We start from the raw sequence: 14,539 nt of genomic DNA on the forward strand, positions 1-14,539 counted from the left end.
CTTTTTTGTTTACTCATAAACTCTCTTTTTAACCTATCTATCAAACAGGCCAAAAGACGCGCTGGCCTACAAAATAGATTGGGCGTCTTTCATGATCTTATTGAGTAGCGCCTCAGACTGTTTGTCTTGCTGCAGGCGATCCTCTTCGCTTCTTTGATTGGCATGGATTTTTTCATACAAGTTAAGGCAGCACAGCACCAGCAGGTTTTCTTGGCTCAGGCTGGGTGCCTCACGTCTAAGATCCAGCGCGTAGTTATTGATATAAGAGACGGCAGATAGTAGCTCTTCTTGCTCATGGATCGGACAGTAAATGGGGTAGGTCACGCCCGCGATGACAATATCGACTTTTTTGACTTGTGACTCGGGTGTCATAGGCTTGCTGGTAGCGCCTGCCGTGGTTGGGCTGATAGGGGCTTTGGATACGCTTGGCTCTGCTTGCTTAGGCGAGTTGTTTGCGGCATTGGTATGGTCATCAGTCATGATAAATCCTACAATATATGGGTCAGTAAATGGGGGTATCAGCTATTACAGCGATCACCAAGACTCTAACCTTCGGCTTGGTCGATACGCGTGAGGCGTTTGAGGACAACTTGAGTACGCTCTGCTGCCAACTGGTTTTTTTTCTGTAATTCGCTATTTTGTTGTTTGATATCGCTATACTGCTGCTTTAGTTCATTATTATGCTGCTGCAATTCACGGTTTTGTTGTTGTAATTGGCTGATCTGCTTTTGTAGCTTGTCTTGCTCTTCACCGATCATATGATGGGCTTCGGCCAAGCTTTGATAACGTTTATCCAGATCGTTCAGTTGTTTTTTGGCACCGTCACGCTCGCTATGGCTGGTATTTAGCTTGTTTTGTAAGTCGGTGATTTGCTTTGGATCTGTGGTTGATTGCTTTTTTAGGCTGCTAAGTTCAGCACTGACAAGCTGATACTGTTTTTTGATGTCGAGTATCATTTTTTCTAATATTCTAAGTTGATCATACATAGTCAGTTTTTATCCTTAACAAGTAAGCGTGAATGAATTTTGTTTTGTGTATTTAATAATGCCATAGGTGACCGCATAATATCTATATCAACAAAGTAATTACATATACCTAAATCTTATCTATGTATTTTTTGGCTCAGCGCGATGAGTGGTATCGAGCTGATTTTTTGTTTTATAAGCGATTTTTCTGATTTTATAAGTCACAACCATTTACTAGGACAATTATTATGAATGACAATATCTCAGGCTGGAATACGTGGCTGACCGCATTTGACGACTGGAATGACGTATCGATCAGTGAGGTGCATGGTCTGATGACGGGGCTGATGACGGCGTGTAACGCGCCTGACGAGCAAGTATGGGCAAAGGTGTTTGAAGAGCTGAGCTTTGCGCCACTGCCTGAAGCGGCGCTGACTTTGCTCGCAGAAGAAGCTGAAGACACGGTGTTTCAGCTCAAGGACAAAGACGATGCCTATGCGTATATGCCGCTGCTGCCGGATGACGAACACGATCTATACGAGCGTGTGATGGCGTTGAAACAGTGGGCCAATGGTTTTATGACAGGCTTTGGTATCACTGACTGTCAGATCAGTAGCGAGGAAAACGAGATGCTGTCGGATTTGGCCAAGATTGGGGCGATTCGTCTGGCAGAAGATGAGGACTTTGAGGGCAGCGAAGAGTCTTATCTATATATTTACGAGTTTGCGCGGATGGTGCCCGTGAGCTTTGCAACTCGCAAGCGCAAACCAGTAAAAGACATCGCGCTAATCGCTGGATTGGCCATCGATGCAAAAACCACCAAAGAGCTACAAGCAGAAGGTAAGTTGCCAAAACCGATGCCGCCTGTGATGGACGCGATGAACCAAAATAATCCCTCTTAAACCTCACAGGGGGACGACGCCTATATCGTAACAGGTACCTCATAATAAGGATGTTTTATGACTTTACATAGTGATGATCAGCGCAAAGACGACTCGTACACCATTGGCTATCCTACGGATAGTATCGACTGGCTTAGGCGTTTGATCGGTTTTGATACCGTCAGTCGCCACTCAAATCTAGCGTTGATTGAGGATGTGCAAGGGTACTGTGAGCAGTTGGGTTTGACTGTAGATCTGACCTTTAATGACGCCAAAGATAAGGCCAATTTGTTTGTCACAGTACCTGCTGGGGCAAACGCTGATGAGGTGAACCACGGTCTGGTGCTGTCCGGTCATACCGATGTGGTGCCAGTGGAAGGGCAGGACTGGGCGACAGCGCCGTTTACTGCGACCATTCGCGGCGATAGGCTCTATGGCCGCGGTGCCTGCGACATGAAAGGCTTTATTGCTTGCGCGCTGACACTATTACCGCAAGCAGTAAAGCTGTCTAACGCCGGTCAATTGCGCCGGCCGTTGCATTTGGCATTGTCGTTTGATGAAGAGGTTGGCTGCTTGGGTGCGCCATTGCTGCTGGCGGATCTCAAGGCGCGCGGTATCACGCCTGATTATTGTATCGTCGGCGAGCCGACCAATATGACGATGGTTGTCGCGCACAAAGGCATCGCGGTTTATCGTTGCCGTGTACATGGTCAGTCGGCGCATTCGTCATTGACCGCGCAAGGTGTCAACGCCATCAGCTATGCCAGCCGTTTGATTGGTTATGTCGATGAGCTGGCAGACGAGATCAGCGGCCGTGATGACAATGATGAGTGGTTTGATGTGCCGTACTCGACGTTGTCTGTCGGCACCATACAAGGCGGCACTGCGACCAATATCGTGCCCAATCTGTGTGAGTTTACCTTTGATTATCGTAACCTGCCGCACATGACACAAGACGATATCTTGGTACCGATCAAAGCCAAGGTCGCAGAGCTGAGCGCGCAGATGCAAGCGCGTGCTGCTGATACCGGCATTGAGCTGCTACAGATGGAGGCCGTACCTGCGATGACTGACAACGACAGTGCCGAGCTACAAGCGCTGATAGCGGCGCTCACCGATGATGACACCCGTCACAAAGTGGCTTATGCCACAGAGGGCGGACAGTTCACCAATAGTGGTATTCCGACGATTATCTGCGGTCCTGGTAGTATCGAGCAGGCGCATAAGGCTGATGAGTTTGTCGCGCTCAGTGAGATGGCGCGCTGTGATGCGTTTTTGCAAAAACTATTAGCAAGCGCCACATCGCAGTCGTGAGTTTAATACAGTCAATTTGATATAAAAACAAAACGACACAACGTTTCATTGGAGCGCCTTATAGCCACGTATCTGATGTATTTGGATTCGCCTATAGCGAGTCTGACGCATAAAATCGCTTGTTTTCGATATAAGTAGGCATAAAATACACCGTCCTTATGGTGGTGCTTACGTGTCTTCGTTTTAGGTATATTCAGTTATTTTTATAAAAAAGTAGGGGTTGGCTGATGTCTTGGCATCTGTTTGCGATGTTTTTTGCAAGTACGTTTTTTATCTCGGCGACCCCTGGTCCTAATATGCTGCTGGCGTTTCAGTATGGGATGAACTATGGGGTAAAGCGCACGCTATGGACGCTGGCGGGTCTGAGCCTTGGGCTGTTTTTGTTGTTGCTATCGACGCTACTGGGGCTTGATGTGATTAGTCGTCAGTCGCCGTGGCTGCTGACTCTGATTAAGACTGTCGGTGCTGCTTATTTGATCTATTTGGGTATCAGCTCTTGGCGTGATGCAAGTGCAGGCAGCTTGATGAATGATGCGCGCGAGATGAGTGAAGAGGTGGCGGCCGATTATCCAGAGAGCTTGCCGTCCTTGGCCGCGCACGACACCCCTCGGCCGCGTTCGCTCTCTAGCGCCGCGGTAAAGGCCTCGCCGAGCAATATGACGTTATTTCGCACTGGGATATGGGTATCGTTGTCCAACCCCAAAGCCATTTTGTTTTTTGCCGCCTTTTTCCCCAAGTTTATCAATTTTAGTGCGCCATTATGGCCGCAGTATCTTATGCTGACTTGCGGGCTGTTTTTGAGTGAGACGATTTGGCAGATGGTCTATACGCTTGGTGGCAAAAAGCTGGCCAGCTGGCTAGATGTTGGCAGTCGCTTAGCATGGCTCAACCGTGGCTGCGGGGTGATATTTATGTTGATTGCCGCGGCTTTGTTGGTTGAGGTATTAAATGGATTTATGGTTTAATCTTGCCAAGGTTGAATGTTCGACACGCTCTAGTCACTGCTAAAAAAAGGCGGCTTTTTCATGAGCGTTTAAGAAGCAAAAGGCTGATATCTACGCAGGCAACATTACGCCAATACCTCGACCAGCTCACCCTTGACCATGTGCGGGCTGACGAAGTCGGTCACGCGTACGCTAACGAGTTTACCAAGCAGCTCATCCTTTTGCGCTTCCTCAAACGGGAACATCACGGTGCGGGTATTGTCCGCGGTACCAATCAAGCAATCAGGATGTCGATCCGCTACTTGTTCAACCAAGACGCGAGTGGTGGTACCGACCATCTCACGGGTCTTTTGTAGGGTTGAGTCGATAATCACCTTTTGAAACTCTGCCAAGCGCTCTTTTTTGGTAGTGAAGCTAACATCATCAGGCAGCTCAGCGGCGGGCGTGCCTGGACGCTTGGAATAAATAAAGCTGTACGAGTGATCGAAGTTTAATTCTTTTGCTAAGTTCAATGTATCTTGAAAATCTTCATCGGTCTCACCAGGGAACCCGATGATAAAGTCGCTCGATAAGTGAATGTCGGGGCGAATGGCTTTTAACTTATTGATCTGATTGATATAGACATCGATAGTATGGTTGCGTTTCATCGCCGCAAGGATACTATTTGAGCCGCTTTGCACCGGCAGGTGTAGGTGCGACACCAACTCTGGCAGCTTGGCATAAGCATCGATGATATCGTCAGTAAACTCCAGCGGGTGGCTGGTGGTATAGCGAATACGCTCGACACCATCGACGTGCGAGACATAGTGCAGCAATTCTGCAAAACGGCAAATACTGCCGTCGTCTTTCTCACCGCGATAGCCATTGACGTTTTGACCAAGTAGGTTTATCTCACGAATGCCTTGCTCGGCAAGACTGTCAATCTCGGCCAAGATGTCATCGAGCGGGCGCGAGAGCTCTTCACCGCGAGTATAAGGCACCACACAAAACGAGCAGTACTTCGAGCAGCCTTCCATGATAGAGACAAATGCTTTGTAGCCCTCGACACGCGGCTCCGGCAAAAAGTCAAACTTCTCGATACTCGGAAATGACACATCAATGGTGCCAATACGGTTTTTGGGTGCGATATTACGCTGCTCATTTGATTGATCATACAGCTCTGGCAGACGGTGCAAGGTTTGCGGACCAAACACCATGTCGACATAGGGCGCGCGCTTTTGAATATTATCGCCTTCTTGTGAGGCCACAGCCCGCCGACACCGATGACAAGGTCAGGACGTTTTTCTTTTAGTTTGCGCCAGCGGCCCAGCTCTGAAAAGACTTTCTCTTGCGCTTTTTCGCGGATAGAGCAGGTGTTCATCAGCAGGACATCTGCTTCATCGATGTTGTGCGTGACCTCCATGCCGTGTGAATCACCGAGCACATCGAGCATCTTGCCAGAATCATAAACGTTCATCTGACAGCCTTGCGTGGTGACAAAGACTTTTTTGGTCGGGGCTTGATCGGCAGACATGCTGGCAGAACTTGAGTCTTTGAGTGCCGCAACGGTAGGCGCGCTCGCCGTTGTTGGGGTAACACTAGCGTCATCGAGGCGGGGATTAAATACAGTAACACTCATAAGGATAAGTCCATGATTGACTAAAATATAGCAGGGTAGCCGATTAACAGGTGGCGTATTTTATCACAACCCTGTGCCAATGTGAAAAATTAGCAAGGGTCATTAAGCGGCGATAGGGTGGGTTATTTCTAACAGTATCAATTATTTACTGCGATTAATCACCACTTTGCAAAATAACGCCGCTTACTATCACTTTTATGTTACACCGTACTGTCGTATTTATTAACAAAAGGTAAAGGTGATGGTTGAAAGTGCAACGGGTATAGTATGATAAGTGGCATACGCTTAGCGGTACGTGATAAACCGCTGTTTACCTATTGATAAAGACATAATAAAGAGAGTCAGTATGACAAAGTTGCGCGCCGCTCATAGCATCAAGGATAGAGCCTCTGTTCATCGAGAACACCGTCCATCGCGGTTAACCACCAGTACGCTGCGGTTTGGCGTCTTCATGGCGACAGCCCTTGGTGCGCTTGGCCTATCACAAGTTGCTTGTGCGGAGCTGACGTGGGGCGAGGATGACCGCTTTGAGCAAAAACCCAGTTATCAACAAGACAACAGCATTGACTCGTTTATGGCGGCGGCGATAGCAGCCGATCGGGGAGATGTCAGCGCACTGTATAATTACGAACAGTTGATGAGTGGTGGGTTGTTTGCGATGTACCCGACCTATTGGCGCATGAATCTGGATTTGGGCTCACAAAGCTCGGCGGCGGTGGCACAGTTTGTCCGTCAGTATCCTAATACGGTCATGGCCGAAAAGCTGGTGGCGGACTTTGCTGAGACCAAAGCGGCAGCCAATGACTATGCCGCTGTACGGCAAGTGGCCAATCTGATAACCAATGCCGATAGCTCTGAGAGCTGTGCGGTGGCGCTTGGCTTTAATAATGGCGGCGATACCATGCGTGCCATGGCGGCCAAGTCTGATGTATGGCTGACCACCAAAAAGCAGCCAGCACTGTGTGATCAGCTGGCGATGGAGATGAACAATAACGCCTTGATTAGCAACCAAGATCGCGCCGCGCGCCTTAAGCGTATGCTACGTAAAGGCAAGACGGGCGATATCATGGCTTTGTCATCGCGTTTAGGGACGCCCATTGCTTATGCGGCGTTAAGTGAGATTCAGCTCAACCCATCAGCGTTTTTTACGCGTTTTGGTCGTGAGCCTGCCAGCCAAACCAACCAATACTTGTACTTATATGCATTGGGCCGGGTCGCCGATAAGTCTTATCGTGAAGCAGCGCTACAGTTGGACTTTGATATCAAACAAGACAATCAGCGCGCGACACGCTTGCTCAATGACGAAACCCGCCGCTACGCCTATCGTATCCTTGGAGTACAGCGTATGAATCATAATACCGATGATGGGTTTAATGCTGAGGCGGTGGACTGGTTTCGCAATAGCTTAGATGATGACTTTAACTTTGAAGAAGCCGAAGACTATGCCATGGCCGCGATTCGCTTTAGCCGCTGGGATGATGTGGTCGAAGCCATCTCAAAGATGGATGGCGAAACCCAAAAAAGCAATCAGTGGCAATATTGGCTGGCACGCGCTTATGAGCAATCAAGTGATGCAGGTAAACGCGGCCTAGCAAAAAGAATGTATCAAAATATCGCCAAGAGTAATGATTACTATGGCCTGCTAGCAAAAGATAAAGTCGGTCAGCGTTTTGATGCCAGCCGTTTGGGCGGCAATAACTTGCCAACTGTCAGCGCCGCAGATCGCGCCCGCGTCATGCAAAACCCACACTTTGCCCGTGCATTTGCACTATACAATTCTGACGCGAGTCGCGGCTACGCCAACCGCGAGTGGAACTGGGCTGTCAAACAGGCTCGAGACAATCGTGATGACAGTCTCATCATTGCTGCCGCTCAGCAAGCCTATGACATGGGCTGGCTGGATCGGGCGATTTATGCGATTGATAACACCGATAGCGTAAACAGTCTGGCGCTATCGCATCCTATGCCGCACCAGAGCGCAGTGGTACGCTATAGCCAGTCGGCGGGCATCGATCCTGCGTGGGCTTATGGCATCATGCGTCAAGAGAGCCGTTTTGTGACATCGGCACGCTCAAACGTTGGTGCAAGTGGCTTGATGCAAATCATGCCAGGTACAGCAAAGTATATCGCTCGTCATTTGGGCGAGAGCTATAGCGCCAGCCGTGCCAACAGCGGCGACACCAATATCCGCTATGGCACATGGTATATGGGTGATATCTTAGGCAAGCTCAACTACCAGCCAGTACTGGCCACCGCAGGCTATAATGCTGGACCCAACAACGCCAAACGCTGGCAGCCTGTGTATGGCTCACTTGCGGCCGACCAGTATGTGGAGTCGATAGCTTTTCCTGAGACTCGTAATTATGTCAAGCATGTGATGGAAAACGCGACGGTATATAGCAGTTTGCTTGGCCGCAGTCAGCCAATCTCGCAGCGTATGGGCACCGTGCCAGCAGCGTTTTAATACGTTTATCCTTTAATAGCCATCAATGCTTCGGCTTTGATGGTTTGCCTTTGGTGGCTTATTTTAGGACAGATGTAGCGACAACATGGCCAGGGAGCCGTATATATGGCGGTGTTACTGCTGCCGCCTTGCTCCGATGTTTACGTTTCTGCTATAGATTAAAAAATAACGGTTTGCTACCATGACTTTATTGTGTTGTGGTTATTGGCCTGTTGTTTAGCGCCAAAGTTTTGTGTTTATCAATTGGTAAGCACTCATATTTTTGTTACCGTTATGCTTAGTAAGCCTCGCGATTTCTGATATCGACGTCTTTGTGCAGCCCTAAGTGATAGCCCATGTTTTGTCATTGCTAGATGTTTCCAGCCTCCTATGATCAAAAAATATTTTACCCTGTCTGTATTATCAAAAGCGAGGCATCCCTCATCATCACAGATGAAAATGCACTTGTCTTATAAATCGACGTCCAAGACGTCCAAGTTTAGCCCATCTGGCCGAGCCATTATGGCGTCATCTAGTATAGGCGCGCTGATCATGTTGCAAGGCGTGATGTTGTTACCCGCGCACGCTGCTAGCACCGTCAAGACAGGACAGCGGGTGTTGATGATTGAGATGACCCCTGCGCTATGCAGCATACAGCCGACACGCGCGCGCATGCGTCAATGCTTAGAAGGCTACTCTTTGACGGTGTCGGGGCTAGATATGGGCTATGGTGAGCGCTGCGGTGTGGGCAGTGAGCCGCGTCTGACACCGCTACAGCTAAAAGTCGTCAATCGTATCATGCCTGATACCACGGTTCGTAGTCAGGCATGGCAGCGTTACGGCGCTTGTAGTCCTCTGAGTGCAGCCAGCTACTTTCGTCAAATCACCAACTACGCGGGTGCGCTAAAACTCCCAAACGAGCTGCATACGGGTAACAGTTATACTGTGTCTAAGGCGCGATTTATCAGGCAAATGACACGCTTAAATAGCGGTATGTCCGCCAGTGGTATTGATCTGATCTGTCAGGCTGGCAATCGTCGTCAGTCGATTTTGACCGACATCCATGTCTGCTATGATGGTAGTGATTTTGGTAAGTGCTATCAAGTGGTAAATAATTGCGGTAGCAAGTTTATCATCTCAGGCGGTAAGTAGTTGTTGCCGTACTCCAACATGGACACTGGCCGCTGTACTATTCGGGTATGAGCGCTGCTTTCTTTGCAGGCTGTGTTGCTATGCTCTCCTTGGTGATTGTTTATGGCCGTGTTTTAGCCTTTACTCGCTGTCTTTTACCTTGTTTCTACCTTGTTTTATCCGTTTTTTTTAAACGCTGGTAGCCGCAGTGCTTTTGTGACCCCATCGATTATTTTGTATAAAATGTAACAATATAATCCGTGAGAATCCGCGGCAAGCCTCTGATTGTCTCTAGACGATTTGCCAAACGAAGTGCTACACTAGCTCTCGGTTTAGTTTAGCGCTGCCTTTGTGCAGCAAACAAGTCGATATCTAAAAAGATAATCATCTATTACAATCATGAATGATCTAATCATCAATTAGGGAGTATTCAATGTCAATGAAACAGCCTTTACGTGTTGCCGTCACTGGTGCCGCTGGTAATATCAGCTACGCGATGCTATTTCGTATTGCATCTGGCGAGATGCTAGGTAAAGATCAGCCAGTTATTTTGCAATTGCTTGAAATCACACCAGCGCTTGACGCCCTAAAGGGTGTGGTCATGGAACTAGAAGACTGCGCATTCCCATTGTTGGCAGGTATCGTTCAAACTGATGATGCAAATGTGGCATTCAAAGATGCTGACTACGCGTTACTCGTCGGTGCTCGTCCACGTGGCCCAGGTATGGAGCGTAAGGACTTACTAGAAGCCAACGCTGCGATTTTCTCAGCACAAGGCAAAGCATTGAACGAAGTGGCTAGCCGTGATGTAAAAGTATTGGTCGTCGGCAACCCTGCCAACACCAACGCGCTAATCGCTCAGCGTAACGCACCAGACCTAGATCCACGTAACTTCACCGCCATGACTCGCCTAGATCATAACCGTGCGATGGCACAGCTGGCCGAAAAAACTGACAGCACTGTCAATGACATCAAAAACATGACCATCTGGGGCAACCACTCATCGACCCAGTATCCAGACCTAACGGCTGCGACTGTCAATGGCAAACCAGCGCTAGAGTTGGTTGATCGGGATTGGTACGAAAACACGTACATCCCAGAAGTACAGCAGCGCGGCGCGGCCATCATTAAAGCTCGCGGCGCCTCGTCTGCAGCTTCTGCTGCCAACGCTGCTATCGCCCATATGCGCACGTGGGCACTCGGTACTGACGAGAACGATTGGGTCTCTATGGGTGTTTACTCAAATGGGGAATATGGTATCGCTGAAGGCCTTATCTACTCATTCCCATGCACATGCGCTAACGGCGACTGGTCTATCGTAGACGGCGTTGATGTGTCATCAGAATTCTCAAAAGAGAAAATGGCCGCCACTGAGCAAGAGCTGAGCGAAGAGCGTGATGCGGTAGCACACCTACTACCATAAGCCATGACTTTGCTAAAAGTATGGTAGACAGCCATAAAAAAAGCCCTCATTGTGAACTGAGGGCTTTTTTGTGCGTTGACATTTATTGAGGCCTTCATCAATACAATTGATAACGTTAGATAAACGTGGATTAACAGCGAACAAAAAAAAGCTTGCTACAATAAATGGGTTCGTTGCAATAATAAGTACAATTAAACCTGTACCATTTAAGGAGAGACAGTATGCTAGGTGAACCTGAATATAATATGAATGAATTATTTGCCCAGTTAGGACTCGATAGCTCTGATGAGGCGATTAATCAGTTTATCGAAAAAAACAAATTGGCCAAAGATGAAAAACTGGTAGATTCTGATATCTGGACGGACAATCAGCGTATGTTTTTGCAAGAAGAATGGCAAAAAGACGCCGCTTGGGTAGAGACGATTGATGAGTTAAATGTCCGTATGCATCCAGATGCCTAAAAGCTGATATAAAAAACCTAATATAGAAGTATTAGAAAAGCATAAAACCCCCATAGTAAAATATCGACTGTGGGGGTTTTATGTCTAAACATCTTAGCTTCACACCTATCACATCTGAATATACTGCTCAATCAGGCTGCTGCGCGCGCCAAGCAATAAGCTCTTTGACATCATTATGGATACCTGTTTTTAGGGCGTCTAAGCTCTCATAATGGCGCTCGCCATGCAAATAATGCAAAAAGCGCACTTGTAGCGTCAGGCCATATAAGTCAGCTTGTAGGTTGGGGAAATGTACTTCTAAGCGCCAGTCGTGGGCTTTGTCGACAGAGGGGCGGATGCCGATGCTGGCCGTGCCAAACAAACTGTGCGGACGCAAACCTGTTATGCCCATATTGTCATCATTAGCCAGTTTTGTTAAACCATCTGCGACTATCTCGCCTTTGTCATCCAAGCTGACCACATCGACGGCAAAGATACCATGCAGCGCAGGCTTTAAGCGCTTAAGCTCGATATTGGCGGTGGGAAAGTCCAGAGTACGGCCGATTTTATCCCCACCGATGACCTCGCCTGTCATTGTATAATCACGGCCAAGCAAGGCGTTGGCCGACGCAATATCTCCTGCCAATAACAAATCACGCACACGGGTTGAGCTGATACGTGCCGCTTTGCCGCCATCATCGACGACGGTATGCAGACTGGTCACGTCTAAGCCATAGCTGCGCAAAAACGCACTGTCGCCCGTCCGGTCATGACCAAACTTAAAGTCATCTCCTAGCACCAAGGCTTTGACGTTTAGGCGCAGTGCCAGTAAATCCGCGAATGCCTGCGCCGATAGCGAGCGAAACTCATTGTCAAATCCTGCGACAATGAGTGTCTCTACGCCGTACTCTGCAAGTAGTGCCTGCTTTTCTGCCAAGTTGGTGAGGCGAGCAGGGGCGCTTTCTGGCGCAAAAAACTCACGTGGCTGCGGCTCAAATATCATGACAGCAGCGTCAAGCCCCCGCGCATCGGCAATATCGCGTACTTGGGCAAGCATCGCTTGATGGCCTAAATGCACACCATCAAAGTTACCGATAGTGAGCACACAAGGCGCTAGCGCTACTGGGTGAGTATGGGCAGGCAGGGCGCTTGGTGTGGCAATCAGTTGCTCAAGAAAATAGGTGTTCATAAATGTCAGCTATGATAAATAAGACCAAATAAAGAAGGAAAAAACACGCCCAGATAAAACATTGAGGTGTCTAAAACCAGCCATTATAAAGTAAAATAGCCATACTAACATCTTATGGTCTATGGATAATACCTGTATCAAACGAACCAGTATCAAACGATTTGTGTCAGCGATGGCTGCATCGCAAAAAACGCGTTTGCTGATCTGCGCTATCGCAGCTTTGCTGTCTGTTGATAATGGCCTAGATGGTGAGTATTATTTCATCCAAATACCCCGTGTTGCTTTTTAGCTATGGACATTCTATGACTGCTACTTCTTTACCTGCTTTGGCCCCGTCTTACCGTCTCAATGATGTATGGTCGGTACAGCATGCTAGAGCAGAGGACTTGCCCGAGGTTGTGGCGATTTACAATCAAAGTATCGCTGGCAAACAAGCCACAGCGCAGCTGACACTCGTGACCTGTGAAGAGCGTGCCGCGTGGTTTACCGAGCACATAAACAGTCCGACGCGGCCTATTTATGTCGTTAGAGCTAGGGCGCAATCGATGGAGCAAGCGAGCGAGGATAAAGCTCAAACAGTGCAAGCGGTGCAAACCAATCAAAAAACAGCACCAATCGTGGCGTGGGGCAGCTTTAGCGACTTATATGCGCGTATGGCTTATCATATCAGCACAGAGATGAGTATCTATCTGCATCAAGACTATCAAGCAAAGGGTTTGGGTAGTTTGCTGACACGCTGGATGCTGACGCAAGCACCAAGTCTTGGTATTCATAATGTCGTCGCACTAATCTTTGCGCACAATCAGCCAAGCTTAGGACTGTTTGGTAAGCTTGGCTTTGAGCAGTGGGGCTATATGCCAGAAGTGTGTGATATGGACGGATTTATCGCTGATGTGGTGATGCTTGGCAAAGCCGTGACGTTGGATGGCACTTCAAACAAATAAGCGAAAAACTTAGCCCAAAATTTTCCACTGACCATCTATCTTTTTCAGCTCATAAGTCAGCGGCGCAGGTTCACTTTGGCCTTTTAGCATCAGTTCGCCTGTGATGGTGGCACGCGTTTTATCATCGTTGTACTTGGTGTCAGTAATAGTGACGCCATCGACCGTTTGTTGAAACGCTGACTGCGTGTTGGCCAGCTCTTCTTCAAAGTTTGCCATATCCACTTCATAATATGAGGCGGATTTTTTGGCATCACCATAATATAAGCTATCTAGCGCTTTTTTTACTGTATCTTCTGGCGTGCCTGCTTCGGTGGAATTAGTCACTAAGCTTTTTTGCTTGGCAGAGGCGGTGACAGGATTAACACTATCACTATCGATAGCGGTTTTATCTTCAGTATTGGCCGCTATCTGCTCATTCTTTACGTCATTGTCGCTATCGACTGTCTCTACCGAAGTCGTTAGGTCATCCTCAGAGGTTTTGGCAACAGCTGCGGTATCTACATTATCATTATTGCCACAACCACTCACAAGTAAGCCGGTGCTTAGAACGCCAGCAGTGAGTAAGGTCGGTAAGCGTAGTAAGGTGGATTGTTTTGTTGTCATATTGATCCTCAAAATTTATGTATTCCTTAAACGTCAATTATCACAACTATCCGCATCACGCACTATCATTTCTCATATAAGGCTTGTTTTGGTTTGGTAAAGGCGTCGTTTAGCCATGTTTGAGCTGGCGCGGACGAAAGCCTGTGGCCAATAAAGCCACACCATAGACCGCTGCGCCCACCGCACACATGACGAGCAGAGCAATGATACGCTGCCACTGCGCCTCATCGGTTGGAAAATAAGGCAGCATGACGTACAGGGCGGCAATCATGGCACTTGTAGCAATCGCAAACTGAGCAAACAGTTTTTTCCAATGACTGCCAAAGCGAAAAATCTCACGCTGATATAAGAAGTAATACAACAAGCCGGCGTTGACAAAAGCGGCACCTGTGGTGGCTAAGGCCAATCCGCCATGTAGCGGCATCTCTAAAAAGTAAAAAATACCGATAAAAACCACGCTAAAAATCATATTGGTAAAGACAGAGATAATACCGATTTTTACTGGGGTTTTGGTGTCTTGCCGCGCAAAAAACGCAGGCGCAAAAATCTTAATCAGCATAAAGCCTAAAATACCGCCTGCCATACTACGCAGCGCCAGCGCGCTCATCTGTGAGTCACGCAAAGTAAACTCTCCGCGCAAAAAC

The 14,539-nt window shown here is 48.2% G+C and carries 13 protein-coding genes and 1 pseudogene; 8 read left to right on the forward strand and 6 right to left on the reverse strand.

What is annotated here, in order from left to right; translation table 11 throughout:
* Positions 1-66 precede the first annotated feature (66 nt).
* Positions 67-480 carry a cell division protein ZapA gene (locus NK638_RS09075; RefSeq protein ID WP_274632762.1) on the reverse strand — a complete coding sequence of 138 codons (414 nt, stop codon included), beginning with the start codon at positions 478-480 and terminating at the stop codon, positions 67-69.
* 65 nt (positions 481-545) lie between these two features.
* A complete protein-coding gene (locus tag NK638_RS09080) occupies positions 546-986 on the reverse strand; it encodes a hypothetical protein (RefSeq protein WP_274632763.1) in 441 nt (146 codons plus the stop codon).
* A 227-nt stretch (positions 987-1,213) separates the two neighbouring features.
* Between NK638_RS09080 and NK638_RS09085 the strand changes: the two genes are divergently transcribed.
* The 3 genes from NK638_RS09085 to NK638_RS09095 all read left to right on the forward strand — a co-directional run bounded on the left by NK638_RS09085 (position 1,214) and on the right by NK638_RS09095 (position 4,125).
* Positions 1,214-1,867, forward strand: coding sequence for a UPF0149 family protein (locus NK638_RS09085; RefSeq protein WP_274632764.1), 654 nt, complete (start codon positions 1,214-1,216; stop codon positions 1,865-1,867).
* A 57-nt stretch (positions 1,868-1,924) separates the two neighbouring features.
* Entirely contained in the window at positions 1,925-3,160 is a 1,236-nt protein-coding gene (argE, locus tag NK638_RS09090; protein ID WP_192996145.1) for an acetylornithine deacetylase, read from the forward strand.
* Positions 3,161-3,387: 227 nt separating this feature from the next.
* Positions 3,388-4,125: a LysE family translocator gene (locus NK638_RS09095; protein WP_274632765.1), complete on the forward strand. Its 738-nt coding sequence runs from the start codon at positions 3,388-3,390 to the stop codon at positions 4,123-4,125.
* Positions 4,126-4,229: 104 nt separating this feature from the next.
* On the opposite strand, the pseudogene miaB reads toward NK638_RS09095, so the two are convergent.
* Positions 4,230-5,722, reverse strand: a pseudogene (gene miaB, locus NK638_RS09100) (tRNA (N6-isopentenyl adenosine(37)-C2)-methylthiotransferase MiaB).
* A gap of 451 nt (positions 5,723-6,173) precedes the next feature.
* Between miaB and NK638_RS09105 the strand changes: the two are divergent.
* From NK638_RS09105 to NK638_RS09120, 4 genes are all read left to right on the forward strand, one after another.
* A complete protein-coding gene (locus NK638_RS09105) occupies positions 6,174-8,186 on the forward strand; it encodes a transglycosylase SLT domain-containing protein (protein WP_446739827.1) in 2,013 nt (670 codons plus the stop codon).
* 501 nt (positions 8,187-8,687) lie between these two features.
* The gene (locus NK638_RS09110; RefSeq protein WP_274632767.1) at positions 8,688-9,317 is read left to right on the forward strand and encodes a hypothetical protein; all 630 of its coding nucleotides are present in this window, start codon (positions 8,688-8,690) and stop codon (positions 9,315-9,317) included.
* A gap of 412 nt (positions 9,318-9,729) precedes the next feature.
* Complete coding sequence (locus tag NK638_RS09115; RefSeq protein WP_172953122.1) at positions 9,730-10,719, forward strand: malate dehydrogenase; 990 nt, start codon at positions 9,730-9,732, stop codon at positions 10,717-10,719.
* Between the two features lie 221 nt (positions 10,720-10,940).
* Positions 10,941-11,180 (forward strand): DUF2789 domain-containing protein, encoded by a 240-nt coding sequence (locus NK638_RS09120; RefSeq protein WP_105244085.1) that lies wholly within the window; start codon positions 10,941-10,943, stop codon positions 11,178-11,180.
* A gap of 127 nt (positions 11,181-11,307) precedes the next feature.
* On the opposite strand, the gene ribF is transcribed toward NK638_RS09120, so the two are convergent.
* Complete coding sequence (gene ribF / locus NK638_RS09125; protein WP_274632768.1) at positions 11,308-12,348, reverse strand: riboflavin biosynthesis protein RibF; 1,041 nt, start codon at positions 12,346-12,348, stop codon at positions 11,308-11,310.
* A 302-nt stretch (positions 12,349-12,650) separates the two neighbouring features.
* Here ribF and NK638_RS09130 point away from each other — a divergent pair, with 302 nt between their 5' ends.
* Positions 12,651-13,292: a GNAT family N-acetyltransferase gene (locus NK638_RS09130; RefSeq protein ID WP_274632769.1), complete on the forward strand. Its 642-nt coding sequence runs from the start codon at positions 12,651-12,653 to the stop codon at positions 13,290-13,292.
* Between the two features lie 9 nt (positions 13,293-13,301).
* On the opposite strand, the gene NK638_RS09135 is transcribed toward NK638_RS09130, so the two are convergent.
* Positions 13,302-13,895, reverse strand: coding sequence for a hypothetical protein (locus NK638_RS09135; RefSeq protein ID WP_274632770.1), 594 nt, complete (start codon positions 13,893-13,895; stop codon positions 13,302-13,304).
* Between the two features lie 109 nt (positions 13,896-14,004).
* Positions 14,005-14,539: lipid II flippase MurJ (locus NK638_RS09140; protein WP_274632771.1), on the reverse strand; the 535-nt coding region annotated here is incomplete at its 5' end.

The sequence above is a fragment of the Psychrobacter sp. A3 genome (assembly GCF_028823565.1).
GTDB lineage: Bacteria > Pseudomonadota > Gammaproteobacteria > Pseudomonadales > Moraxellaceae > Psychrobacter > Psychrobacter celer.

What these genes read in the sequence shown, in the direction of transcription:
- NK638_RS09075 (WP_274632762.1), bottom strand. Translation starts at nt 480, where the DNA reads ATGACTGATGACCATACCAATGCCGCAAACAACTCGCCTAAGCAAGCA.
- NK638_RS09135 (WP_274632770.1), bottom strand. Translation starts at nt 13,895, where the DNA reads ATGACAACAAAACAATCCACCTTACTACGCTTACCGACCTTACTCACT.
- NK638_RS09110 (WP_274632767.1), top strand. Translation starts at nt 8,688, where the DNA reads ATGGCGTCATCTAGTATAGGCGCGCTGATCATGTTGCAAGGCGTGATG.
- NK638_RS09120 (WP_105244085.1), top strand. Translation starts at nt 10,941, where the DNA reads ATGCTAGGTGAACCTGAATATAATATGAATGAATTATTTGCCCAGTTA.
- ribF (WP_274632768.1), bottom strand. Translation starts at nt 12,348, where the DNA reads ATGAACACCTATTTTCTTGAGCAACTGATTGCCACACCAAGCGCCCTG.
- NK638_RS09115 (WP_172953122.1), top strand. Translation starts at nt 9,730, where the DNA reads ATGTCAATGAAACAGCCTTTACGTGTTGCCGTCACTGGTGCCGCTGGT.
- NK638_RS09095 (WP_274632765.1), top strand. Translation starts at nt 3,388, where the DNA reads ATGTCTTGGCATCTGTTTGCGATGTTTTTTGCAAGTACGTTTTTTATC.
- NK638_RS09105 (WP_446739827.1), top strand. Translation starts at nt 6,174, where the DNA reads ATGGCGACAGCCCTTGGTGCGCTTGGCCTATCACAAGTTGCTTGTGCG.
- NK638_RS09080 (WP_274632763.1), bottom strand. Translation starts at nt 986, where the DNA reads ATGTATGATCAACTTAGAATATTAGAAAAAATGATACTCGACATCAAA.
- NK638_RS09130 (WP_274632769.1), top strand. Translation starts at nt 12,651, where the DNA reads ATGACTGCTACTTCTTTACCTGCTTTGGCCCCGTCTTACCGTCTCAAT.
- NK638_RS09085 (WP_274632764.1), top strand. Translation starts at nt 1,214, where the DNA reads ATGAATGACAATATCTCAGGCTGGAATACGTGGCTGACCGCATTTGAC.
- argE (WP_192996145.1), top strand. Translation starts at nt 1,925, where the DNA reads ATGACTTTACATAGTGATGATCAGCGCAAAGACGACTCGTACACCATT.